Raw genomic sequence first — 23,109 nt, forward strand, 5'->3', positions numbered from 1 at the left:
ATCAGTTCTCCGCGGTACGGCTGGCGGCAGGCGCGGCCAGGCTCACCAGTTGGGTTTTCGCCCCGGGTGCTTCGCCCGGCAGGCAGATCTCGTCATCGGGCATGCCGCCGTGGCGACGCACGATGCTGTCGAACAACCCGGTATCCACCGCACCGAAGCGCAGCAGCGGCGAGCCGTGGGTAGGCGTTTCCAGTTCGGCCAGGCGGGTGGCGCCGAGGTGGTCGCCACTGCTGCGGGCCTGCGCCAGCCAGCGGGCGAAATCGGCTTCGGTGACCACCCGTGCCGGGAACTTCATGTCCGAGAAGCCGGCGCCGCTGTAAGCCGAGGACATTCCCGCGTAGGTGCCCGGGGTGTGCCCGATCAGGTGCAGGCGGGTCTGCATGCCGGCCATGGTGTAGACCATGCTGCCCAGCTGCGGCACGAAAAAGGCGTTCATCATCGACTCGGAGGTCAGCTTGAACGCAATCGGCGTATCGACCGGCATCACCAGCTCGTTGACCGTGGCCACGTTGTGGTCGGGGTAGATGAACAACCACTTCCAGTTCAACGCCACCACTTCCACACGCAGCGGCGCCTTGTCCGATTCAATCGGCCTGTACGGGTCCAGCGCGTGGGTGCTCTTCCAGATCAACACCGCCAGCACCACGATGATCAGGCACGGGATGGTCCAGATGACGACCTCGATCGCGGTGGAATGCGACCAGTCGGGTGCGTAGGTGGCCTTTGTGTTGGACGCACGGTAACGCCACGCGAAGTACAGCGTGAGCAGGATCACCGGAATCACCACCAGCAGCATCAGGCCGGTGCAGACCAGGATCAGCTGCATCTCCTGTTCGGCGATGCTGCCCATGGGATTGAACAGCTCCAGGGAGGTGCACCCGGTGAGCAGGGGCAGCAGCGCTGCCAGGCCGGACCAGCGTCCGGCGCGGGCTCGACCGGCCAACGGGGCGCGGCGAGCAGGTTGAGTAACGGGGATCATGCGGGACGGCCCTTCCAACGCAGTGCCGGGCCGGGCGGCCCGGATCATGAAAAGTGGCGGACAACCCCCTGCATGACCGATATGCATGGGGGGTGCCCGCCGCAGCCGCGTACGTTAGGCAACGACATGATCCATACATGATGCGACACACTGTCGCAGGCGCCTGCGCGGCGCGGCGTAAGATGCGCCGATGCAAGCCGACAGCCCCGCGTGGAGCAGCCTCATCGCCGACGGGCACGGGCCGGTGTACCTGCGTATCGTGCAGGCGCTCGAACGCGCCGTGCGGTCCGGCGCGCTGCGTCCCGGCCAACGCCTGCCCGCGCAGCGCGCACTGGCCAACGACCTCGGCGTGGACCTCACCACGGTCACGCGCGCGTTCAACGAGGCGCGCAAGCGCGGCTTGATCGACGCACGCGGACCATTGGGCTCGTTCGTCGCCCCACCCCAGGTGGCGCTGGACCAACTGGTGGACCTGAGCATGAACCTGCCGCCGACCCCGCCCGGCGGCGAGGTGGCCGACATGCTGCGGCGTGGCCTGTCCACGGTGCTCACCCGCAGCGATGCCGGCAACCTGATGACCTACCACGTCGGCGGCGGCAGCCGCGCCGATCATCTGGCCGCGCAGCAGTGGCTCAAACCGATGTTGGGCAAGGTGGACAGCGATCGGCTGGTGGTGACCGAAGGCGCGCAGGCGGCGTTGTCGGCGCTGCTGCTGGCGCTCACCGAGGCCGGCGACACGATCCTGTGCGAACCGCGGGTCTATCCCGGCCTGCTGCATGCGGCGCGGGTACTGCAACGCAAGCTACAGGTAGTGGCATGCGACGAACACGGCATGCGCCCGGATGCGCTGCGTCGGCAGGCGCGGGCCACCGGCGCGAAGGTGGTCTACCTCAACCCGACCGCGCAGAACCCCACCGCCCATACCGTGCCCGAAGCGCGCCGGAGGGCGCTGGCCGACGTGTTGCGCGCACAGGACCTGCGCCTCATCGAAGACGACCCGTACTGGCTGCTGGTCGACGATGCCCCTGCCCCGCTCGCGCTGCTGGCGCCGCGGCACACCTGCTACATCTCCACGTTGTCCAAGTGCCTGAGCCCGGGCCTGCACACCGGCTTCGTCCACCTGCCCGACGGCGTGTCACGCCAGGGCGTGCTGGACGCGCTGCGCGCAGTCAACCTGATGGCACCGCCGCTGATGAATGCCCTGGTCACCCAGTTGATCCTGGATGGCTCGGCCACTGCCCTGCTCAGGCTGGTGCAGAACGAAGCCGCCGAGCGCCGCTACCTGGCGCAGTCGGCGCTGTCGCCGACGTTCCTGCAGCACTGCGCCGGCGTGCACGCATGGTGCCGCTTGCCGCCACAGTGGACCGCCGCCAGCCTTACCCATGCAGCGCGCCTGCAGGGGCTGGGCATCGCCCCGTCGTCGGCGTTCACCCCCGACGGGGTGGCCATCCACGATGCGGTGCGGATCTCGCTGGGGGCGCCTGCGAGCCGGCAGGAACTGCACCGGGCGTTGCGGCAGCTGGATCAGTTGATGCACGTGGCTGCAGGCCGGAGCGGCTGGACGGTATAAGCCGGTTGTGTCAGTCCGTACCGGGTGCAACGCGAGACCGTCGCGCTCGGCTGTAACGCCTGCCGGGGCTGCCCACGTACTGGTCCATGGAGCGGCGACCGTCTGCGGTTTCGACCGATACCTGGAAATGCCTTCCTGCGACCTTGTCCGTACCAAATCGCGCGGATAGAACGCGGATCTGGCCGATATCCAGACCGTGCTGCGAAGCCAACTCGGGCAGTCGCTGCGCGAATTGGCCAGTGGCATGCTTTATCCCTGCCGAGGCCGGGCTGCCCGCGGCTTCCCCTGTCAGGAAATTCACCACGATTTCGCCCTCTCGCGAGGCGGCGGCCTCCGCAAAGATATCCAGCGTGTATAAGCCGATCATGAAGCACATGCCACTGGCCAACGAGTCGGCCACGTTGTGGCCGAAGGCAGTGAGCTCACCCAGTTTCATCGGCCGGCCCCCGAAGCAGATCGTGCAGGTCGATGCCCTCCGGGTTCAGCAGCGCCCGTTCGCAGCCCGTATAGAACAGCTCGAACCGTCCCTTTTCTTCGTCAACGATGCGTGCACCGTCCAACACCGTCAGCAGCCCGAACACCGTTGCTCCGGCGGCCTCACGCACCACGCTGCGCACGTGCGCCTGGTCCTGCGGTGACAACCCGCCATACCAGGCGGCGCGTTCGCGAACCGCCAGCGAAGGTCGCCTTCCGGGCGGCGATTCGAGCGTGCTCATCGTCGCCTCTGTCGCCGCGTCCCGCACGTGGGCTTCCATCGCTTCAACAAACTGCTGACTGTTCAAGGATCCGCCCATCCTGCGTCCGCACGCAGGCGTTGCTCGCGCAACCGGCGGACGCGCGCTTCGTTCGCCTTCTCGCCCCGGAATTTGAAAACGTAGTGCGCGGCCAGCACGCCAACCAGCAACGCGGGCCCGAGGTTGTACCCCAGGGCATAGCCGAATGCCCCGGGCTGCAGATCCGCGCGCACCGCCATCACGACGATGAAAACGGCGAAGACCAGCGTGAGCAGCAGATGGATCGCCGCACCGTTGACGGTCAGCCGCCCGCGGGTCGCATTGACGATCCTGGCCAGACCCATGCACACCAGGAACAGTACGAAAAACCCGAACAACGCCATTCGAAGCCCCCTTGGCGCAGTGCGCCTGCTTCTCCGGTCCACGCTGCCGCGCCGGCCCGGACCTCCCTTTCCATTTCCGGCTGCGCTGGGCGCTACCGGCTCCCTGCCGCAGGTCATCCAGACCTCGGCGAGAGCCGACTCTACAAGCAATGACGCCGGGACGACAAGACCGGTCACCGGTGCGGGCGGTGAGCTGCCCAAGCCGCGCGCAGTGACGCTCAGCTCAACCAGAAACAGCCTTGGCGCGCTTCCAGACGGCTTCGAATTCGGTGGCGGTGATGCTGTCATCCGAATCCAGGTCCAGCCAGGACAAAGGCTGATCGGACATCGGGAAGCGCGCATCGGCCTGCCCGGATTTGTCGGCCCAGACCAGCACGCTGCGGTAGCTTTCGACCTGCCGCACGATCACATCGCCCTGTGCCTCGAGGTAAATCGTGCCGTGGCCGATGTCCGATTCGGCGGGGTGTTTGTAGTGTTTCCGGGGCGTGGTCATGACGGAAGCTCAGGGCTGGATATGGGGAGGGCGCGAAATATACCGCTATCCGGGCGGCTCTGGCGCCGTTGTCCAGGGCTGTCACGCATGGCGTGGCATTACCGGCGGCGTGAGGTGGTGCGCGGTTGCAGGGCATCCAGCGCGCTGGCATTGCGCCGTGCCCAGTGGTAGATCAGCTCGATCGGCTCCACCAGCTGCCGGCCCAGCGGTGTCAGCGTGTACTCCACTGCCGGCGGCACGGTGGGAAATTCGGTGCGCAGCACGATGCCTGCGGCTTCCATTTCGCGCAGGGTCTGGATCAGCATTTTCTTGGAGATCGCCGGCAGGCTGCGGTGCAGCGCATTGCTGCGCGCGGTGCCTGCATGGCGCACGGCCAGGGTGTGCAGCACCATCGAGGTCCATTTGGTGCTGAACAGCTCCAGCACCCGCCGCGGGGCGCAATCCTCTCGCCATTCTTCGTCGGGAGTGCCGGTTTTCATCGCGTGGTTACCATTTGGTGCCTTCTTTCGGGCGGTGCACGCCTATCCTACTGTGTGCGCCTGGAACAGAATGAAAAGGCCATATCGTGACGAACAAAGCGTTGGTAGTCGGGGCGACCGGCATTGTGGGCAGTGCATTGATCCAGCGGCTGCTGGACGCCGGCTGGGAGGTCCACGGACTGGCCCGCCGTCCGGACCAGCTGCCCGAAGGCGCGCAGGGCGTCGCCGCGGATCTGCATGACGCCGCGTCCACCCAGGCCGCACTGGCAGCGCTGGCACCCCCCCATGTATTCATCACCACCTGGTCGCGCCAGGCCAATGAGGCCGAGAACATCCGCGTCAATGCGGCGATGGTGCGCAACCTGCTGGACGCGTTGCGGCCGGCCGGCAGCGTGCGGCACGTCGCGCTGGTCACCGGGCTGAAGCATTACCTGGGGCCGTTTGAAGCCTATGCGCAGGGTGCCTTGCCACAGACGCCGTTCCGTGAGGAACAGCCACGGCTGGCGGTGGACAACTTCTACTACGCACAGGAAGACGAGGTATTTGCCGCTGCAGCGCGCGACGGCTTCAGTTGGAGCGTGCATCGCCCGCACACGGTGATCGGCGCGGCGGTGGGCAATGCCATGAACATGGGCACGACGCTGGCGGTGTACGCCACGCTGTGCAAGCGCAGCGGGCGTCCGTTCTACTTCCCCGGCTCGCCCGCGCAGTGGGACGGGCTGACCGACATGACCGATGCAGGTCTGCTCGCCAGACACCTGCTGTGGGCAACCCAGACGCCCGCCGCCGCCAACCAGGCCTTCAACGTGGTCAACGGCGATGTGTTCCGCTGGCGCTGGATGTGGTCGCGGATCGCGACGTGGTTCGATCTCGAGCCGGCCCCCTTCACCGGCGAGGTGCGTCCGCTGGAGCAGCAGATGGCCGGTGATGCCGCCGCATGGTCGGCGTTGGCGGCCGCCCATGGGCTGGTCGAGCAGGACATCCATCGCCTGATCTCGCCGTGGCACACCGACGCCGACCTGGGCCGGCCACTGGAAGTGGTCACCGATATGTCCAAGAGCCGACGGATGGGCTTCCTGGACTACCAGCCCAGCGACGATGCGTTCTTCGCGCTGTTCGAGCGATTGCGCGCGCAGCGGCTGATTCCGTAGTCGGACGCGGCATGGGGTAACGGATCCGTGGCACCGGATGCACGACGGACTAACGCCCGTCCGCACTACCCTCGTGACGAAGTGTGGCCCCCGCCGCATGCGTTTCCCGCGAGGCAGCCACCGTGCCACATCCGTCCCCTTGCCGCATCCTGCTTGTCGAGGACAACGATGCCCTCCGCGCCAGGACCACCACGATCCTGGATGCGGACGGTTTCGATGTCGTGTCCGCCGCCAACGCCGAATCCGCGCTGGATCACCTGACCGGCGCGACGTCGTTCGATCTGCTGTTCTCCAGCATCGGCCTGCCGGGCATGGATGGCTGGAGCCTGGCAAAGCGCGCCAGCCGGCTGTATCCGACGATGCCCATCCTGCTGATGACCACCTATGCGGGCGAAATAGACGATCGCCCGCACTTTCTGTACCCCGGCGTGAACCTGATCCGCAAACCCTTTACCGCCGAAGAAGTGCTGGGTTCGGTACGCGACCTGGCCTGAGCCGGGCCGGATGATCAGGCATTGACGTCCACTACCGTGCGGCCCTGCACGCGCCCTTCCAGAACCTGCGCGGCAATGGTCGGCACCTGCGCCAGTCCGATCACCTGGGTGGTCCGTGCAAGCTTGGCAGGATCCAGATCGGTGGCCAGACGCGCCCACGCCTGCCGGCGTGCCGCCAGCGGTGCGTTGACCGAATCGATGCCCGCCAGCGTCACGTTGCGCAGGATGAAGGGCAGCACCGAGCCCGGCAGGTCGGCCCCCTGCGCCAACCCGAACGCGGCGACCACACCGCGATAGCGGATCTGCGCCAGCACGTTGGCCAGGGTGTGGCTACCGACCGCGTCGATGGCCCCGGCCCAGCGCTCCTTGGCAATCGGTGCTCCCGGCGCGGACAGCGTGTGGCGGTCGACGATCTCGGCCGCGCCCAGTTCCTTGAGATACGCCGATTCTTCCAGGCGGCCGGTGGACGCCACCACGCGGTAGCCCAACCCCGACAGCAGTGCGATGGCGATGGAGCCCGCGCCGCCGTTGGCGCCGGTCACCAGGATGTCGCCGCTGTCCGGGGTGACCCCGCCATGCTCCAGGGCCAGTACCGACAGCATCGCCGTGTAGCCAGCGGTGCCGATCGCCATCGCATCGCGGGCGCTGAAGGCGTCGGGCACTTTCACCAGCCACTCGCCGGGCACCCTCGCCTTCTGCGCATAACCGCCATGGTGGGTCTGGCTCAAGCCATAGCCGTTGACCAGCACACGATCGCCGGGCGCGATACCGGGGTAGTTCGAGGTCTCGACCACGCCGGCCAGATCGATGCCCGGGATCAACGGGAAGCTGCGGATCACCGGCGAGCGGCCCGACAACGCCAGCGCGTCCTTGTAGTTGACCGTGGAGTACGCCACGGCCACGGTAACGTCGCCGGGCATGAGGTCGTGCTCTTCCAGGGCCACGATGTCAGTGGCAATCGTGTCGCCGGTTTTGCGGGCAAGCAGGGCATTGAACGTCATGGCGGTCTCCGGGGGCGTGCTTCCACTGTGCGGTGAAATCGCCCAGGCATCCAGTCGAAGGCCGCTTCAAGAATTACTAGACGACCGGTCTAATGGAGAGTACAGTCCATCCCATGAGCCCTGCACCCGCCATCGACAGCACCGACGTCCGCGACAAGATCCTGGCCACCGGCCAGCGGATCATGGGCGGCAAAGGGTTTTCCGCTGTCGGGTTGAACGAGGTGCTGACTGCGGCCGGCGTGCCGAAGGGCTCGTTCTATCACTACTTCGGGTCCAAGGACGCCTTTGGGGAAGCCCTGCTCGAGGAGTACTTCGGCGGTTACCTGGCCGACATGGACCGCATCTTCCGCCAGACCGGCCAGACCGGTGCGCAACGGCTGGATGCGTATTTCCAGGCGTGGCGGGACAACCAATCCTTCGAAGACTGCCAAGGCAAGTGCCTGGCGGTGAAGCTGGGTGCCGAGGTTGCCGACCTGTCCGAGAGCATGCGGGCGTCACTCAAACGCGGCACTGCCGCGATCATCGAACGGATGGCGCATGCGATCACCGCCGGCGTAGCCGACGGTTCGCTGGCGCCCGACGACCCGGCCGATGGCGTGGCGCAGAGCCTGTATCAGCTCTGGCTGGGTGCCAGCCTGATGGTCAAGATCGTCCGCCACACCCAGCCGTTCGACGACGCAGCGCGCACCACCCGCAGGATTCTCCACCCCTCCCATTGACGGGAAGGCCACGCAGCAGGCGCTTCATCGGCGACCTGCTTTTTTCACACCCGTTTACTAGACGACCGGTCTACTGTTCTCCCCATCCCGCATCGCCCCCCAAGGAGCACCATCATGAAAGTCCTCATCGTTCTTACCTCCCACGACCAACTCGGCAACACCGGCCGCAAGACCGGCTTCTGGCTCGAAGAGCTCGCCGCGCCCTACTACACCTTCAAGGACGCCGGTGCCGAAATCGTGCTGGCCTCACCCAAGGGCGGTCAACCGCCGCTCGACCCCAAGAGCAACGAACCCGATTTCCAGACCGAGCTGACCCGTCGCTTTGAGGCCGATGCCGATGCCAATGCGCAACTGGCCAACACCGTCCGCCTGGACAGCATCAACCAGGCCGACTTCGACACCGTGTTCTATCCCGGCGGCCATGGCCCGCTCTGGGACCTGGCCGAAGACACCCACTCCATCGCGCTGATCGAATCGTTCATCGCCGCTGGCAAGCCGGTCGCCCTGGTCTGCCACGCCCCGGGCGTGCTGCGTCACGTCAAGGCCGCCGATGGCACGCCGCTCGTTGACGGCAAGAAGGTCACCGGCTTCACCAACACCGAAGAAGAAGGCGTCGGTCTTACCAAGGTGGTGCCGTTCCTGGTCGAGGACACGCTCAAGGCGCTCGGCGGCGACTACTCCAAGGGGCCGGACTGGGGCTCGTATGTGGTGCGCGATGGCCTGCTGATCACCGGGCAGAACCCGGGATCGTCGTCGGAGACGGCGGCGGTGCTGATGCAGCAGGTGGGTGCTGAAGCGAAGCGCTGAGGCGATTGGGCCGGTGCCGCGTGTGCGGCACCGGACACCTGGACTGGGAGCGGCACCGACTGCTCACAGTGCTACGCCCGCGTTCGAACGGCCTGCGCCACCCCGCTGCAGCGGACCTCAAGGTCGGCTCGGCGACGAACGTCGCTCAACGGCCCGGCGCCTGCTTGCCCGTCTCATGTTCCTGCGCTTCCAGCGCACTGGCAAACCGGTCCATCAAACGCACCAGGTCCGCCACCTCCTGCGGCGCCCACGACTGGAAGATATGCCGTCCGATCCGCTCACGCGCCGCGTCCAGGCGATCGGTCATTTCCTTGCCCTTTGGTGCAATGGTCGCCTCACGGATGCGGCGATCCTGCGGATTGCCGCGGCGGGTGACCAGTTCCATCGCCGCCAGCTTGGCGACCTGTCGGCTGATGGTCGTGTAATCGCGGCCGAGGCGATCAGCCAGGTCCACCACCCCGATGGGCCCCACCCGCTCGATCATCACCAGCAGCCGGAACAGGGCCTGGTCCAGCTTCACTCCCGCCTCCTGGAGCAGGCGCTCGTCGTTGCGCGGGCGGTTCATGACGCTGGCAATGCCGACCATGGCGAGGTGAAGCGCCTTCAGGTCCGGCAAAATATGTGTATCTTGCACCTTGTTTTTCGACGGCATAGCATCCCCTCCAAGTAAGTGCATATTACACATACCTGGAGAGAGACGATGGGCAACACCCTTGAAGTAGTGATCTGCGGCGCCGGTGCCGCCGGCCTGACCTTGGCCATCGAACTGGCCCGCCGCGGGGTGGCGTTCCGGCTGCTGGAGCAGCGCGAGCAGCCCTTCCATGGCTCGCGCGGCAAGGGCATCCAGCCGCGCAGCCAGGAGATCTTCGAAGACATGGGCATCATCGACCGGCTGTTCGCCGCAGGCGGGCCCTACCCCGTGTCGCGCAGCCACCATGCCGATGGCAGCAGCACCGATGCCCTCGTGCTGGAGGCGTCGCCGGCCACCCCGGCCGAGCCTTATCGGCAGCCGCTGATGGTGCCGCAGTTCCTGACCGAAGCGGTGATGCGCGACCGCCTGGCAGAACTGGAGCATCACGTCGAATTTGGCCACGCGGTAGTGGGATTCGAGCAGGACGGTGATGGCGTCAGCGTCCACCTTGCTACGCCGTCGGGCGAGCAGACCGTTCGCGCCCGGTATCTGATCGGTGCCGACGGCGGACGCAGCTTCGTACGCCAGGCGTTGGATATTGGATTCCCCGGCAAGACCCTCGGGGTGCGCGCGGTGGTGGCCGACATCGTGCTGCAGGGGCTGCCGCGCGATGCGTGGCACACGTTCAACGAGGACGACATGGCGCGCCGCATTTCGTTGTGTCCGCTGATGGGAACCGCCCTGTTCCAACTGCAGGCTTCGGTGCCGCTCGACGGAGAGGTGGATCTGTCGGTGAACGGGCTGGCGGCGATGGTGCGCGAGCGGACCGGTCGCACCGACCTCGTCGTTGAAGACGTCTCGTGGGCGTCGGCCTACCGGATGCACGCGCGGCTTGCCGAACGCTACCGCATCGGCCGCGTGTTCCTGGTCGGCGACGCTGCCCACACGCACCCTCCGACCGGCGGCCAAGGCCTCAATACCAGCGCGCAGGATGCGTACAACCTTGGCTGGAAGCTGGCATCGGTGCTGCAGGGCGCGCCGGCGGCGTTGCTGGACACCTACGAGGAAGAGCGCCGCCCCATTGCAGCGTCCATGCTGGGTTTGGCCACCCGCCTGCTGGATGACGCCCAGCGCGGCGACAACCGGCGCGGGCGGGAGGTGCAGCAGCTGGACCTCGGGTATCGGGCGTCGTCTCTATCGCTCGCGGGCGCGTTTCGCACGGGATGCATCACGCCAGGCGACCGCGCCCCGGATGCGCCGTTGCTGGGTGCTGGTGGCCAGCCCGTGCGGCTGTTCGAGGTGTTGCGCGGCACGCACTGGACGCTGCTGGGTTACGCGACCGATCGCGCCATCGCACCGCTGCGTAGCGGCTTGCAGGTGCACGTCTTCGGCGCTGCGGGCGATCTGCGCGATATGGATCGACACGTTGAAGATGCCTACGGAATGGCGCCTGGCGAGTGGGTGCTGATCAGGCCCGATGGCTATGTGGCTGCGGTGGTCGATGCGAACAGTATCGACCGCCTTGCCAACCATCTTGACGCGTATTCGCCTTGAGGTCCGCTATCGGCCACCTGCTGCAGCGCCTCAGGCTGGGCACCGGTCGCCAGCACTGCAGTACGGCACCTCATCGTCATGCAGAATCTGGCTGGCGTAGACCATTGACGTTTGGCGGCAACGGAACACGGACATCCTGATCTCCGTTGCGTGACACCCACGGTACGGCGCGCCGATGGCGATCAATAGCGGGTGTTGGTTGCCGAGCGCCTGGAGCACGTCCAGGGGCGATGGATGAGCCCCGTCCCCCTGCTCACGCGGCATTAACCCGTCGCGCCCGTTAATGCCGCCGTGGCCAGCCCCGCCATGACCCAATCCACCGAGATCGCCATGGATACCAACGCACTCCGCGGTGTCGCGCTGCTTTGCAGCGCCGTGATGTTCACTGGATGCGGTACTGCCCAGATCAAGGGCTGGAGCAAGCCCGGCGCGAGCGAGTCGCAGAAGCAGCACGATCTGGCCGAGTGCGACTACGACGCCTCCAAGGCCACGACCGGCGATGGGCGAGCGCCCAAAAGCACGGGAGACGCGGTCGGAGACGGTGTCGTGCGCGGGATGGAGAAATCGGACCTGATCAAGAAATGCATGCGCATCCGAGGCTACAGCGGCTGAGATGTCCCTCTGTTCTATCTGGCCTGGAGCGACGCCAATGAAACGTCCTGCGATGCTTTTCACTCTTGCGTTTTCCCTCTGCCTGGCGGCATCGGCGCCCGCCCAGGGAAAAAGGCCCTCCACGCCAGCCGCACCCGCGCGCACCTCCGATGGCATGGCCTGCGACAGCCCCAATCAATCCCAGGCCGGACTCAACCAATGCGCCAGCCTCACCGCGCACTCGGCCGATGCCGAACTCAACCGCGTTTACGCGAAGGTGTTGGCCGCCAATGCCCAGGACAAGGTGTTCCTGGACAAACTGAAGGCATCGCAGCGCGCCTGGATCGTCTTCCGTGATGCGCAGATCGCAGCGCGGTATCCGAGTCCGGCCGACTATGGCAGCGTGCTGCCGATGTGCCAGAGCGGCGAGTATGAGCAGCTCACGCGCGACCGGATCAAACAACTGCAGGCATGGATTACCGGTGTCGAAGAAGGCGACGTCTGTGCCGGCTCCTATCCGATGAGCCAGTAGCCCACTACCGCCCGCGTCCATCCACATAGGGCCGCGACTGCAGCATCAGCACCTCATCGCCGACCACGGCCCACTCGATATCCTGGTCCACACCGCCCAGCGCCTGCTTGGTAGCGGCCCCGACGTTGGCCAACCGCACGATCAGCGCATCGGTCAGCACCTGGCGTGAGCCGGTGATGGGAACTTCGCGGACGCCGCCGCCCGCCTTGGCCACCAGCTGGGTATCTTCGGCCGACCGGCTCAATACCTGCACCGCCTTGGACCAGTTCGAATACATCACTTGTTCGGCTTGGCGCTTGCCCTCCACCACGCGGATTCCCAGCCCGCGCTTGGCCGAAATGTAGGTGATGTGGCGGCGGGCGGCGTCGAAGGGATCGCGGGTGATCATCACTCCGGAACTGTCCGAAGGCGCAGCACGCTGAACCAGCACCGCCATGGCCACCGCGTCCTGTCGCAGCCCCGCCGCCGCGCGCGCTTCATAGGCCTCGAAGTTGTAGACCGATGCCCAGACCGTCTGCACCGCCTTGGCCAGGGCATCGGCACGCGTCACGTTGGGGACGGTGGTGTACAGGCCGGCGCCACTGAAGCCGGGCAGATCCTCGGAATTGGACGAGCTGCGTACAAACACCGCGGCCGCCTTCAGTTGCCCCTGCCATTGCGTGTCCAGGGCCCGGACGAACGCCGGATCGGGCTTGGCATTGCTGATCTCCGCACGCAGCGCCGCCAGCGCATCGCGGCGGATGTCCGGGTCGGCACTGAAGCCCGGGCGACGCTGCAGCTGCTGTAGTCGCTCGGCCATCTGCAGCCGTTTCATCATCGCCTGATAGTGCGAGAACGGAATGCAGAAGCCATCGGGTACGCGCGCCGCCGGGGGCAGCGCCGTCTTCAGTGTGCCCAGGTTGGCAGCCTTCACCCCGCAGTGGCTGCTGTCACGCGCACGCAGCGACGCCAAGGGCTTGAGCGCGACCACGCTCAGGTCCGGGCGTGGCAGGTTGCGCGCCGCCGGGCGCGCCGCAGGGGCCGAGGGCGCCCTTGCCGGCCGCGTCAGTGGTGTTACCCGGTAGTCGTTGTTGCTGACCTCCAGCGCCACCCAGCGTCCGTCATATTGGCGCAGCGCCTGCTGCGCGTCGCGCACATATACGTTGGGGATGCCCCAGCCCTTGGCCAGCAGGTTGACGTGGGACAGCAGCGTGGACGGGCGCTGGGTCACCAGCCCTGCTACCGGCGTCAATGCGATGGGCACCTCGTCCAGTACCGGGATGTCCTGCGGCGCCAGCGTGCGCAGCTGCGCCTCCGTGCGCACGATCCGCAGCCGGCCCTCGGCGCGGCCGGTGTTCAACGGCAGGAAACGCTGCTCACGCAACAACGCTTCCTGGCTGACGTAGGCCAGCCCCATGCCGCTGGCCAGCTGCTCGTGCTGGGTGGAGTTGGTCTTGAAGCGGATGGGCTCGCCGAACGAGGCCCGCAGCACCGTGTCGGTCTGCCGCAGCAGGGACGCGGTGAGCCTGTCACCCTCCCAGAACTCGTAGGTGTAGCCCGGCAGGTCCTTCTGCCAGCTCAACGTGCCGAACAGAAAGCGTCGCTGCGGATCACGGTACTGCGCGTTGAGGGTTGCCTTGTCCAACGAACGCAGCAGTCCCTGGCGACGCACGAACTGCTCGTGCAGCGCGAAGCGGGGCGTATTGATGTAGTAGATGCGTGCCGCATTCTGCCGGTCGATCACGAAGATCAGATGCGGCATCTCCAGCGCCGTACCGGCGTTGTAGACACGGGCCAGCTGCATGAACTGCGCGCGGGTGTCGATGCGCGCGAGGGAGTCCGGCCCGGTCGTCGGCTGCACAGACGCGCTATCGCTGCCCGGGCGGTATTCGTACGGCGAGGGTTTGCGGGCGGTCTGCGCGAGCGCAGGCAGGCTGCCGCACAGCAGCAGGGTGAGCGTGGAGAGCAACGCCCACAGGTGCTGTCGCCAGGCAGGATGGGAACGGGCTCGATCCATGACGCCGCCGCGGGAATGAAGTGGGCCGATCATAAGCGACTCCATCGGGCAGCGCCGGGTTACCTTCGACACTGTGTCGCCGGTGGGCAAGCGCATAGGCTGCGGCATACGCCCTTGCGGGCCCTGCGGATGCCACACGCCGTGTTTACGCCCTCCAAGTTGCTTCCGCTGTTGCTGGCTGTCCTGCCACTCAACGCACGTGCCGCCGAACAGTGGATCGTGACAACCGACCTCTGGGGCAACAACAATCATCAGACCCTGCAGCTGGACACCCGGGGCGAGCGCATCCAGGGCAGGCTGGATGCGGATCGGATCGAAGGCACGCGGGTCGGCGACACCCTGCAGTTCACGGCAACCGATAGCGACGGGCAGGTGTATCACTTCACCGGCCGCATCGACGGCGAACGCATGCAGGGCCAGAGCGACCAACCCGACACCAACAACCGCGCCGTGCGTGCCACCCACGCCTTCAAGGCATGGCGCGTGCCAACGCCCGCCTCCACCACACCGCAGTTGCATGTGTTCACGCCAACGGACTATTCCAATACCTTCAGCGCGGATCGCGCGCCGGTATTGGTGATCCAACCGGGCGATTCGGTGCAGACCCGTACGCTGGACTCCGGCGGCGTCGACGAGAACGGCGTTACCCGAGCGCTGTTCGGCAATCCGCAGGTGGGCCCGTTCTTCGTGGCCGGTGCAGAGCCGGGCGACACCCTGGCGATCACGCTGACCTCGCTGAAGCTCAACCGCGATTACGCCGACAGCCTGGATGGTGTGGTGGGACGGCTTAAGACCCCACGGGTCGCGGCCGAAAGCGCGTCCCTGGGCAAACCGGTGCGCTGGACGCTGGACCGCGCGAAGGGTATCGCCCGCCCGCACGGTGCCACCGGCGCACTGAAGCAATTCGAGATTCCGGTAAAGCCGATGCTGGGCGGGCTCGCCGTCGCCCCCGGCTTCGGCTACCCGGCATTTTCCACCGGCGATACCGGCGATTTCGGCGGCAACATGGACTTCAATGCCGTCGTCGAAGGCAACACCGTCTACCTGCAGGTGCAGCAGCCCGGTGCATTGTTGTATCTGGGCGACGGGCACGCCTTGCAGGGCGATGGCGAAACCACGCAGTGGGCGTTGGAGACCTCGCTGGACGTGGTGGTAAAGGTGGCGCTGGTGAAGCAACAGTCGATCGCCACCCCGCGCGTCGAATCTCCCACCCAGGTCATGACGCTCGGCCAGGGCGGTTCCAGCGACGACGCGCTGCGGCTGGCGACGTCGGGCATGCTGCAGTGGCTGCGCCAGGCCTACGGGCTGAACCTGTCCGAGGCGACCCAGGTGCTGGGCGTGGCGGTGCAGTACCACGTGGCCAACCTGGCCGGGCGCAGCGTTGGTGTTGCCGCCAAGGTGGACAAGGCAGTATTGCGGCGTCTGCCTGCCCCTGCGCCGGCCAAGCCCGCCGATGGGCAGGCACGCCGAAGCCACTGACAAGGGAATTGGCGATGTTTACACGTGCATTTGCTATCGTGCCCCACTCGCCAACTCTTCACCCCGGAATTCCATGCCGCGCACGTCCCCCGGTGCTCCAGCTGCCTCATCACTCCCTGTTGCCCTGGACGACCTGCTGGCGCGATCGAACATGGACGATCCGGCCCTGCTGCGTGCCGCCACCCGGGAAGCCTACGACCGCGTGACGCTGCTGCTCAAGGCCTGCTACCAAGACTTCAGCCCGGAGCAGCAAGCCAGGATCCGCGCGATCATCGGCGCCGACGCAGCGCCCGCACGGACCGCCCTGCCCAAGCGCGTCAAGGCCAGCAGACCGCCTCGCGAAGACCTGCCGCCACGCTTCTGGCTGCCCTATAGCGGTGAGACCTGGACAGGTCGCGGGCGTCCGCCGAAGGCGTTCATCGCCTGGGAAGGCACCGTCGCCCACACCGAGTGGAAGAAGCACCACCCCGACGAGCGTTTCCCCACCTATCCCGGCTGATCCTGCCCGGCGTAGGCAACCCAGCCGCGGAACGACAGCGCAGCGTAGAACAGCGCGGGCCGCTCGAAACCGGCCTGCTCCAGCAGCGCCACCTCTTCTTCCGGCGCGAGCGTGGGCAGCCTGCTGGCGATCGCCTCGGCGCGTGCTTCGGCGCTCTCCCCGCCGATGCCGCGGGCGGTGACGAACGCGGCCCAGCGCTGGAACCACACGCGCTTTTCATCCGGATCGCGGGGCACGCTGTGGTGGGCGACCACCAGCGGTGCACCCGGCCTCAGGCGGTGCCGGAGTTCGCGCAGGGTGTGCAGGCGTTCTTCGCGCGATAGAAAGTGCAGTGTCAGCAGACACGTGGCGCCATCGAACGCGACGACGGGCGCAGCATCGATGTAGCCCTGGATCAGTTCGACGCGCGGGGACAGGCTGCCCAGCACGCGCGTGGCCAGCCCGAGCATCTCCGCGGACGGGTCCACGCCGGTGAAATGCCAGTCGGGGCTGCACTCGGCGAAGACGCGCAGTTCCATCCCTCCGCCTGCACCAAGCACGAGCACCCTGCCCGCCTGCGGAACCCGCTCGGCGAGCAGCACGTGCGCCATCTGATGCAGCGCCTGCACACCGGGTACCTGACGGACGAGCGTGTCGGCGTAGCGCGCTACCGCATCGGGATCGGAAAAGGACATGACGGCCTACGGCGGAAGATGGCGTTTAATGTAACAGTGTCAGTTACATTTGTACCAGTCGTCCGCCCCCGCAGTACGGCGGGACTTTCGTACGACCCACCGCCCGGCCGGCGCACGCAGCACACCCGTGTTGCAGCTGCATTTAACTTCTGTTAATTATTGTTGCAGCGCAGCAGATCCCCTGCCGCGCAGGGAGAACCCATGGGATGACCGACTAAGAGAACGATACCTCCAACACTCCGACTGCAAGGTGCACCCATGAACGACAGCATTGGCAAGTGTGTTCACGCTCCGAAAGCAATTTCGCCATTGGCATCTGCAGTACACGTGGCGCTGGCCACCACGCTGCTGTTCTCCAGTTCCGTTGCGACTGCACAGGACAGCACACCCCCAGGCACGGCGGACGCCGCTACCCTGGAGACGGTTTCGGTACTGGGCAGTCGTACCAAGCCGCGCACGGTGTCGTCCTCGGCAGTGCCGATTGACATCATCAGCGGGGAAGAGTTCCGCAACCAGGGCGCCACCGATGCGCTCGACCAGTTGCGGGTGCTGGTCCCCTCCTTCAACGTCAGCACGATTCCCATCGACGATGCCGCCAGCCTGGTGCGTCCGGCCAACCTGCGTGGCCTGCCGCCGGACAACACCCTGCTGCTGGTCAACGGCAAACGCTTCCACCGGGCGGCGGTGATCACCTTCCTCGGTCACGGCCTGTCCGACGGTGCACAGGGCCCGGACCTGTCGGTATTTCCATCGCTGGCGTTGGAACAGGTGGACGTGCTGCGTGACGGCGCGGCCGCACAGTACGGGTCGGATGCGATTGCCGGGGTGATCAATTTCGGCCTGAAGAAGCTGCGCGAAGGCGGCAGCGCGGAGGTATTCACCGGAAAGTACTATCAGGGTGACGGGCTGACCACGCAGTACTCGGCGCAGATCGGCCTGCCCTTGACCGCGCGTGGTTTTGCCACGCTTACCGCCGAATGGCGCAAGGCGGACGACACCTCGCGCAGCGTGCAACGCGACGATGCCGCGGCCGCCAGCGCCGCCGGCTACCCCGGCGTCGGGCAACCGGCGCAGACCTGGGGCTCGCCGCAGGTGAACAACGATCTGAAGGTGGTAGCCAACCTGGGCCTGTCCACCGACAGCGTGGACCTCTACCTGTTCGGCAACTACGCCAAGCGCAAGGTGGACGGCGGCTTCTACTACCGCGATCCGACCGCGCGCTCGGGGGTGTACTCCAACGATGGCGGCGACACCCTGCTGGTGGGCAATCTGAGCGGTGCCGGTGCCTGCCCGGGCATCGCACTGCGCGACGGGGGCGGCAACCTGCTGCCGTACAGTTCGGTGAGCGCGGCGGTGGCGGCGCTGCCGTCGAACTGTTTCACCTTCCTGTCCACCCTGCCGGGCGGCTTCACCCCGCGCTTCGGTGGCTCGCTGGAAGACGCGTCGGTGGTGGCCGGGGCCAAGGGTCTCTGGGGTGACTGGTATTGGGATGTGAGTGGTTCATGGGGCCGCAACGACATCGACTTTGTCATCTACAACACCGTCAATGCCTCGCTGGGCCCGGCGCAGCCGCAGGGCCTGTCCTTCCGCCCGGGTGGAAACACCCAGACCGAAAAGAACCTCAACGTCGATGTGAGCCGCGATATCGCCACCACGTTCACCGCCCAGCCGCTGCGTCTGGCGCTGGGCGCGGAATGGCGCGAAGAGAGCTTCACCATCAGTCCCGGCGACGGTCCATCGACCGCGATCGGGCCGCTGACCGAACAGGGCTTCGCGCTGGGTTCCAACGGCTTCAATGGCTTCAGCACGCGCACCGCCGGTACCTTCGATCGCCGCAACTGGGCCGCCTATGCCGACCTCGAGGCGCAGCTCACCGAGCGCCTGCTGCTGGCCGGTGCACTGCGTTATGAGGACTACGATTCGTTCGGCAGCACCACCACCGGCAAGTTCACCGCACGCTTCGATGTCAACGAGGCATTCGCGTTGCGCGGCGCCTACAACACCGGCTTCCGTGCGCCCACGCCCGGCCAGGCCAACATCAGCCAGATCAGTACCGTGTTCGGTGGCACCGCGCTGGAAGACATCGCCACGCTGCCGCCGACCAATGCCATCGCCCAGCTCAAGGGCGCCCGCCCGCTCACCCCGGAGGAATCCCGGAACGTGTCACTGGGTGCGGTCTGGACCCGTGGCGACTGGCTGGTGACGTTGGACGGCTACCAGATCAAGGTGAAGGACCGGATCGCGCTCAGCACCAGCTTCGTGGTGACCCCGGAAGAACGCGCGGCGCTGGTGGCCGGCGGCAATCCGGAAGCAGCATCGATCTCGCAGGTGACCTACTTCGGCAATGCCTTCGATACCACCACCACCGGCGCCGATCTGGTCACCAGCTACAAGAGCAACCACTTCGGCGGCGTCACCACCTACGCCGTGGCCGCCAACTGGAACCGCACCGAGGTGGACCGTTACGACACCGATTTCATCGATGCCGCGCGGGTCTACAAACTGGAGAAGTCGCTGCCCCGCACCAAGGGATATTTCAGCATCCACCACCAACGGCAAGTCTTCCACGCCAACCTGCGCCTGAACTACTACAGCAGCTGGTACGAAGACCACCTCGACAGCGGCGTGATTTCCGCCGCCGACGGTGGCCTGCCGATCTACGGCGGCAGCGCGATGCTCGTCGATGCGGAGGTGGGCTGGGCACTCGCGTCAGGAATGTACATCAACCTGGGCGCGCAGAATCTGTTCGACCGCGTGCCGTCGAAGAACCCGTGGTCGGGCGTGGCCGGTGCCGAGTATCCGGTGCATTCGCCTTATGGATTCAACGGCGGCTTCTATTACGCACGCGTGGGTTGGAAGTTCTAGGCCAGCAGGCCGGACACTGCGGCGGGGCCTGAACGTTGGGCCCCGTCGCGAAATGATGACAGCACCTTCCCGATTGATGCACGGCAGACTAACGCGACATGGCGCTACTCTGAACCTCCGCATCCGCTGGCCGATGCTTTACCCGACCACTGCTGGAGGTTTCATTGCCCTCTCCTCACGAACGATGCCGCGTACTGCTGGTCGAAGACGATGCCGCCATCCGCGAGATGACCCGGGACATCCTCAGCGATGATGGCTTCGACGTCCTGCCCACTGCCGATGCCGAAACCGCCCTGCACTGCCTGAAGACCGAGGGCCCGTTCGACCTGCTGCTCTCCGATGTGGGACTACCGGGCATGGACGGTCGCGACCTCGCCCAGATCGCCAACGCGCTCCACCCGACGATGCCGATCCTGCTGGTGACCGGCTACGCCGGTACCGCGGGGGCCCGTCCGGACTTCCTCTGCGGTGACATGAAGCTGCTGAGGAAACCCTTTACGCTCAAGCAACTGCTGGGCACGGTGCACGAACTCATCTAGGCACTCACGTCGCGCCTTCGGTGGACAGCAACGCCCGCGCCCGGCGTTCCAGTTCGGCAGCGGTGAACGGTTTGGTCAGCACTTCCATGCCCGCCTCCAATTGCCCCGCACCCACGGCAGCGGAGGCGGCATAGCCGGTGATGAACAGCACCGGCAGGCCCGGGCGCACCTGGCGCCCGGCGTCGGCCACCTGCCGGCCGTTCAACCCACCGGTCAAACCAACGTCGGTCACCAGCAGGTCGATGCTCTCATCGGATTGCAGGGTTTCGATGGCGCGGCCGCCTTCCGGCGCCTCCAGCACGCGATAGCCCGAGCTGGCCAGCACTTCGGTGACCAGTGCGCGGACCGCGTCCTCGTCTTCCACGACCAGTACCGTGCCCACGTTTGCCACGCGGTCGTGTTCACCGACATCGGGCGCCGGCTGCGCGCTGTGCTCGGCGGCCTCACCGGCAAAACGCGGCAAGTACAGGTGCACGGTGGTGCCGTGGCCGGGTTCGGAGTCGATGCGCACCTGGCCGCCGGACTGGCGGGTGAAGCCGTAAATCATCGACAACCCCAGGCCGGTGCCCTGCCCGATCGGCTTGGTGGTGAAGAACGGCTCGAACGCCTTGGCGATCACTGCCGGCTCCATGCCGCTGCCGGCATCCCGTACCGACAGGCATACGTAGTCGCCGGGCGGAACCTCCAACTGCGCCGCTACGACGTCATCGAGTGCCACGTTGGCCGTGCGGATCGCCAGCGGGCCGCCCTCGGGCATCGCATCGCGCGCATTGATGCACAGGTTGAGCAGCGCGTTTTCCAGCTGCGGCGCATCCACCAGCACCGCCCACGGCGAGGACTGAAGGTCGGTGGTAATCGAAATCGACGGCCCCAGCGTGCCCGAGATGATATCGAGCATCTCGCTCACTCTGTCTTCGACCACCACCGGCGTAGGCGCCAGCGTCTGCCGCCGCGAGAACGCCAGCAGGCGCTGGGTCAACGCGGTGGCCCGCGCCGCGCTGGACTGGGCCATCTCCAGGTAACGTCCGATATCGTCGAAGCGTCCCTGCTCGATGCGCAGTTCCAGCAGTTCCAGGCCAACGGAGATGGCAGTCAGCAGGTTGTTGAAGTCATGCGCCAGGCCACCGGTGAGCTGCCCCACCGCTTCCATCTTCTGGCTCTGGCGCAGGCGCTCTTCGGCCACCTGCAGCTCGGCGCTGCGCGCCTGCACGCGCTCTTCCAGGGTGAGGGTGAGCTGGCGCAGCTGCTGCTCGGCCTGGCGACGTTCGGTCACATCCGAGGCGGTACCGAACCACTCGGTCACCTCGCCGGCGTCGTCCAGCAGTGGCACCGCGCGCATCAACACCCAGCGCACGCTGCCGTCGGGCAGCAGGGCGCGGTGTTCCAGTCGCAGTGGCTGGCGCTGGCCCATCGCCAGCGCGATGGCCGCCTCCAGCGCACCGCGATCGTCCGGATGTACCCGCTCCTCGCGCCAGCCGGTGATGGCGGGCAGGATTTCGGCCGAGGCACCGGCACCGAGGATCGGCCGCATCTCGCGCCAGTCAGCGGACATGGCATACAGCGACTGCGAAGAGGCACTTACCAGCGCGCCGAGTCGTCGCTCGCTGTGCGCCAGCGCCATGCCGGCACGCTGCTGTTCGGTGCGATCGCCCAGCACCTTGACGAAGCCCAGCACCGCGCCGTCCTCACCGCGCAACACCGTCATCGATCCGTTCGCCCAGAAGCGCGCACCGGATTTGTGCTGCAGCCAGCGCTCGCCGCTGACACCGCCGGCGTCGATGGCGATCTGCTGGTTGTGCTTCAGGCGCCCGGCGTTGATGTCTTCAGACGTGTAGATCACCTCGACGCTGCGGCCAAGCATCTCCGCCTCGCTCCAGCCGAAGAGGTGCTCGGCGCCGGTATTCCACAGGGTCACCCGGCCTTCCAGGTCGGAGGCGACGATGGCGTAGTCGCTGGCGCTGTCGATGATCTGGCGGTTGCGCGCTTCCACCTCGCGCATCGACCGCTGCAGCTCCATGTGCGGGGTGATGTCCAGACCCTGCACGAACACGCCGGCGGTACTGCCGTCCTCGCCCAGCACCGGCTGGAACACGATGTCCAGCTGGCGTCGGCCGCTGGACGGATCGGTCGCCAGCGGCGCATCGTAGATGACTTCGCTGCCGGTATACGGCTGGCCGGTGCGGTAGACCTGGTCCAGCAATGGCAGGAAGCCCTGCTCCACCACCTCCGGCAGCGCATCGCGGATGCACTTGCCGAGTACGTCACGATGGCCCACCAGCCGCTCGTACCCGGGGTTGGCCAGCTCGATGCGGTGCTCGGGACCGCTCAGGAACGCCATGAACATCGGCGACTTGTCGAACAGCGCGATCAGGCGCTGGTTCTCTTGGGCAAGCCGTTGCTGCGCGACGATGGCCTGGGTGACTTCCTTGGTGACGCAGAATGCGCCGCCGACGCTGCCGTCATCCAGGTAGATGGGTGAGAAGGAGAAGGTCCACCAGGTGTCTTCGGGAACACCGCCCCGCGCCATGACCACCGGCATGTTCTCGAAGCGCGAGGACTCGCCGGCGAAGGCGCGCTCGATCGGCGGCCGCACGGCGTCCCACGCATCGGCCCACAACTCGCGCAGCGGTGCACCCAACGCGCCTTCCAGACGTGTGCCCAGGATGGGGCTGTAGGCGTCGTTGAAGAAGAACGTCAGTGCATCACCCCACACCACGTACATGCTCTCGGGCGAGGCCAGCATGAGGTTGACCGCATTGCGCAGCGCGCTGGGCCAGGTCTCGACCGCACCGACCGGGGTGGCGTGCCAGTCCATCGCCCGCACCCGCTCGGCGACGACACCGTTACCGGCCGGGAAGCGCCCGAACGCAGCGCTCACGCGCAGCGCTCCGATGACGACGCCAACACCGCGCACGTGCGCACCACTGGGAATGAGGGGG

At 66.6% G+C, this 23,109-nt stretch carries 23 protein-coding genes; 12 read left to right on the forward strand and 11 right to left on the reverse strand.

The window, feature by feature from the left end; all coding sequences use genetic code 11:
* Position 1: 1 nt before the first annotated feature.
* Positions 2-979 (reverse strand): ubiquinol oxidase subunit II, encoded by a 978-nt coding sequence (cyoA, locus tag NR101_RS00615; protein ID WP_256774251.1) that lies wholly within the window; start codon positions 977-979, stop codon positions 2-4.
* 190 nt (positions 980-1,169) lie between these two features.
* On the opposite strand from cyoA, the gene NR101_RS00620 reads away from it, so the two are divergent.
* Positions 1,170-2,549, forward strand: a complete 1,380-nt coding sequence (locus NR101_RS00620) for a PLP-dependent aminotransferase family protein (protein WP_256774250.1) — start codon at positions 1,170-1,172, stop codon at positions 2,547-2,549.
* A gap of 10 nt (positions 2,550-2,559) precedes the next feature.
* Here NR101_RS00620 and NR101_RS00625 read toward each other — a convergent pair whose 3' ends face one another.
* The 5 genes from NR101_RS00625 to NR101_RS00645 all read right to left on the reverse strand — a co-directional run bounded on the left by NR101_RS00625 (position 2,560) and on the right by NR101_RS00645 (position 4,638).
* Positions 2,560-2,985, reverse strand: a complete 426-nt coding sequence (locus NR101_RS00625) for a hypothetical protein (protein WP_256774249.1) — start codon at positions 2,983-2,985, stop codon at positions 2,560-2,562.
* Complete coding sequence (locus NR101_RS00630) at positions 2,972-3,331, reverse strand: hypothetical protein (RefSeq protein ID WP_256777683.1); 360 nt, start codon at positions 3,329-3,331, stop codon at positions 2,972-2,974. The genes NR101_RS00625 and NR101_RS00630 overlap by 14 nt, the downstream gene beginning before the upstream one ends.
* Positions 3,328-3,666 carry a hypothetical protein gene (locus NR101_RS00635; protein WP_256774247.1) on the reverse strand — a complete coding sequence of 113 codons (339 nt, stop codon included), beginning with the start codon at positions 3,664-3,666 and terminating at the stop codon, positions 3,328-3,330. Before NR101_RS00635 ends, NR101_RS00630 begins: the two co-directional genes overlap by 4 nt.
* Positions 3,667-3,889: 223 nt before the next feature.
* Positions 3,890-4,159 carry a hypothetical protein gene (locus NR101_RS00640; protein ID WP_256774246.1) on the reverse strand — a complete coding sequence of 90 codons (270 nt, stop codon included), beginning with the start codon at positions 4,157-4,159 and terminating at the stop codon, positions 3,890-3,892.
* 98 nt (positions 4,160-4,257) lie between these two features.
* Positions 4,258-4,638: a helix-turn-helix domain-containing protein gene (locus NR101_RS00645; RefSeq protein WP_256774245.1), complete on the reverse strand. Its 381-nt coding sequence runs from the start codon at positions 4,636-4,638 to the stop codon at positions 4,258-4,260.
* An 86-nt stretch (positions 4,639-4,724) separates the two neighbouring features.
* Here NR101_RS00645 and NR101_RS00650 point away from each other — a divergent pair, with 86 nt between their 5' ends.
* Both NR101_RS00650 and NR101_RS00655 read left to right on the forward strand, forming a co-directional pair.
* Entirely contained in the window at positions 4,725-5,789 is a 1,065-nt protein-coding gene (locus NR101_RS00650) for an SDR family oxidoreductase (protein WP_256774244.1), read from the forward strand.
* Positions 5,790-5,938: 149 nt separating this feature from the next.
* The gene (locus NR101_RS00655) at positions 5,939-6,283 is read left to right on the forward strand and encodes a response regulator (protein ID WP_256774373.1); all 345 of its coding nucleotides are present in this window, start codon (positions 5,939-5,941) and stop codon (positions 6,281-6,283) included.
* Positions 6,284-6,297: 14 nt separating this feature from the next.
* Here NR101_RS00655 and NR101_RS00660 read toward each other — a convergent pair whose 3' ends face one another.
* Positions 6,298-7,284 (reverse strand): MDR family oxidoreductase, encoded by a 987-nt coding sequence (locus NR101_RS00660; RefSeq protein WP_256774243.1) that lies wholly within the window; start codon positions 7,282-7,284, stop codon positions 6,298-6,300.
* Positions 7,285-7,397: 113 nt separating this feature from the next.
* On the opposite strand from NR101_RS00660, the gene NR101_RS00665 reads away from it, so the two are divergent.
* Entirely contained in the window at positions 7,398-8,003 is a 606-nt protein-coding gene (locus NR101_RS00665; protein WP_256774242.1) for a TetR/AcrR family transcriptional regulator, read from the forward strand.
* 114 nt (positions 8,004-8,117) lie between these two features.
* On the forward strand, positions 8,118-8,810 hold the full coding sequence (locus tag NR101_RS00670; protein ID WP_256774241.1) for a type 1 glutamine amidotransferase domain-containing protein: 693 nt from the start codon (positions 8,118-8,120) through the stop codon (positions 8,808-8,810).
* A 145-nt stretch (positions 8,811-8,955) separates the two neighbouring features.
* Here the strand turns inward: NR101_RS00670 and NR101_RS00675 are convergent, their stop codons facing one another.
* A complete protein-coding gene (locus NR101_RS00675) occupies positions 8,956-9,462 on the reverse strand; it encodes a MarR family winged helix-turn-helix transcriptional regulator (protein WP_256774240.1) in 507 nt (168 codons plus the stop codon).
* A gap of 48 nt (positions 9,463-9,510) precedes the next feature.
* Between NR101_RS00675 and NR101_RS00680 the strand changes: the two genes are divergently transcribed.
* The 3 genes from NR101_RS00680 (at position 9,511) to NR101_RS00690 (ending at position 12,118) form a co-directional block, all read left to right on the forward strand.
* Complete coding sequence (locus NR101_RS00680) at positions 9,511-10,995, forward strand: FAD-dependent oxidoreductase (protein WP_256774239.1); 1,485 nt, start codon at positions 9,511-9,513, stop codon at positions 10,993-10,995.
* A 306-nt stretch (positions 10,996-11,301) separates the two neighbouring features.
* Positions 11,302-11,607: a hypothetical protein gene (locus NR101_RS00685; protein WP_256774238.1), complete on the forward strand. Its 306-nt coding sequence runs from the start codon at positions 11,302-11,304 to the stop codon at positions 11,605-11,607.
* Between the two features lie 37 nt (positions 11,608-11,644).
* Positions 11,645-12,118, forward strand: coding sequence for a lysozyme inhibitor LprI family protein (locus NR101_RS00690; protein WP_256774237.1), 474 nt, complete (start codon positions 11,645-11,647; stop codon positions 12,116-12,118).
* 4 nt (positions 12,119-12,122) lie between these two features.
* On the opposite strand, the gene NR101_RS00695 is transcribed toward NR101_RS00690, so the two are convergent.
* A complete protein-coding gene (locus NR101_RS00695; protein ID WP_256774236.1) occupies positions 12,123-14,114 on the reverse strand; it encodes a PEP/pyruvate-binding domain-containing protein in 1,992 nt (663 codons plus the stop codon).
* Between the two features lie 141 nt (positions 14,115-14,255).
* On the opposite strand from NR101_RS00695, the gene NR101_RS19030 reads away from it, so the two are divergent.
* Positions 14,256-15,593 (forward strand): acetamidase/formamidase family protein, encoded by a 1,338-nt coding sequence (locus NR101_RS19030; RefSeq protein ID WP_256774235.1) that lies wholly within the window; start codon positions 14,256-14,258, stop codon positions 15,591-15,593.
* A gap of 73 nt (positions 15,594-15,666) precedes the next feature.
* Complete coding sequence (locus NR101_RS00705; RefSeq protein WP_306175323.1) at positions 15,667-16,092, forward strand: H-NS family nucleoid-associated regulatory protein; 426 nt, start codon at positions 15,667-15,669, stop codon at positions 16,090-16,092.
* Here NR101_RS00705 and NR101_RS00710 read toward each other — a convergent pair.
* Positions 16,080-16,766, reverse strand: a complete 687-nt coding sequence (locus NR101_RS00710; protein WP_256774234.1) for a class I SAM-dependent methyltransferase — start codon at positions 16,764-16,766, stop codon at positions 16,080-16,082. The two genes, NR101_RS00705 and NR101_RS00710, sit on opposite strands and share 13 nt — an antisense overlap.
* 309 nt (positions 16,767-17,075) lie before the next feature.
* On the opposite strand from NR101_RS00710, the gene NR101_RS00715 reads away from it, so the two are divergent.
* A complete protein-coding gene (locus tag NR101_RS00715) occupies positions 17,076-19,631 on the forward strand; it encodes a TonB-dependent receptor (protein ID WP_256774233.1) in 2,556 nt (851 codons plus the stop codon).
* Between the two features lie 194 nt (positions 19,632-19,825).
* On the forward strand, positions 19,826-20,170 hold the full coding sequence (locus NR101_RS00720; RefSeq protein ID WP_256774371.1) for a response regulator: 345 nt from the start codon (positions 19,826-19,828) through the stop codon (positions 20,168-20,170).
* 4 nt (positions 20,171-20,174) lie between these two features.
* Here NR101_RS00720 and NR101_RS00725 read toward each other — a convergent pair whose 3' ends face one another.
* A complete protein-coding gene (locus tag NR101_RS00725) occupies positions 20,175-22,985 on the reverse strand; it encodes a PAS domain-containing protein (protein ID WP_256774370.1) in 2,811 nt (936 codons plus the stop codon).
* Between the last annotated feature and the right edge of the window lie 124 nt (positions 22,986-23,109).

This window comes from Stenotrophomonas sp. Ste86 (assembly GCF_024519465.1).
Classification (GTDB): Bacteria; Pseudomonadota; Gammaproteobacteria; order Xanthomonadales; family Xanthomonadaceae; genus Stenotrophomonas.

Excerpts from the sequence above, each read along its gene's own strand:
- cyoA (WP_256774251.1), bottom strand. The coding sequence starts at position 979 with ATGATCCCCGTTACTCAACCTGCTCGCCGCGCCCCGTTGGCCGGTCGA.
- NR101_RS00620 (WP_256774250.1), top strand. The coding sequence starts at position 1,170 with ATGCAAGCCGACAGCCCCGCGTGGAGCAGCCTCATCGCCGACGGGCAC.
- NR101_RS00625 (WP_256774249.1), bottom strand. The coding sequence starts at position 2,985 with ATGAAACTGGGTGAGCTCACTGCCTTCGGCCACAACGTGGCCGACTCG.
- NR101_RS00635 (WP_256774247.1), bottom strand. The coding sequence starts at position 3,666 with ATGGCGTTGTTCGGGTTTTTCGTACTGTTCCTGGTGTGCATGGGTCTG.
- NR101_RS00640 (WP_256774246.1), bottom strand. The coding sequence starts at position 4,159 with ATGACCACGCCCCGGAAACACTACAAACACCCCGCCGAATCGGACATC.
- NR101_RS00645 (WP_256774245.1), bottom strand. The coding sequence starts at position 4,638 with ATGAAAACCGGCACTCCCGACGAAGAATGGCGAGAGGATTGCGCCCCG.
- NR101_RS00660 (WP_256774243.1), bottom strand. The coding sequence starts at position 7,284 with ATGACGTTCAATGCCCTGCTTGCCCGCAAAACCGGCGACACGATTGCC.
- NR101_RS00665 (WP_256774242.1), top strand. The coding sequence starts at position 7,398 with ATGAGCCCTGCACCCGCCATCGACAGCACCGACGTCCGCGACAAGATC.
- NR101_RS00670 (WP_256774241.1), top strand. The coding sequence starts at position 8,118 with ATGAAAGTCCTCATCGTTCTTACCTCCCACGACCAACTCGGCAACACC.
- NR101_RS00675 (WP_256774240.1), bottom strand. The coding sequence starts at position 9,462 with ATGCCGTCGAAAAACAAGGTGCAAGATACACATATTTTGCCGGACCTG.
- NR101_RS00680 (WP_256774239.1), top strand. The coding sequence starts at position 9,511 with ATGGGCAACACCCTTGAAGTAGTGATCTGCGGCGCCGGTGCCGCCGGC.
- NR101_RS00685 (WP_256774238.1), top strand. The coding sequence starts at position 11,302 with ATGACCCAATCCACCGAGATCGCCATGGATACCAACGCACTCCGCGGT.
- NR101_RS00690 (WP_256774237.1), top strand. The coding sequence starts at position 11,645 with ATGAAACGTCCTGCGATGCTTTTCACTCTTGCGTTTTCCCTCTGCCTG.
- NR101_RS00695 (WP_256774236.1), bottom strand. The coding sequence starts at position 14,114 with ATGGATCGAGCCCGTTCCCATCCTGCCTGGCGACAGCACCTGTGGGCG.
- NR101_RS00705 (WP_306175323.1), top strand. The coding sequence starts at position 15,667 with ATGCCGCGCACGTCCCCCGGTGCTCCAGCTGCCTCATCACTCCCTGTT.
- NR101_RS00710 (WP_256774234.1), bottom strand. The coding sequence starts at position 16,766 with ATGTCCTTTTCCGATCCCGATGCGGTAGCGCGCTACGCCGACACGCTC.
- NR101_RS00725 (WP_256774370.1), bottom strand. The coding sequence starts at position 22,985 with ATGGACTGGCACGCCACCCCGGTCGGTGCGGTCGAGACCTGGCCCAGC.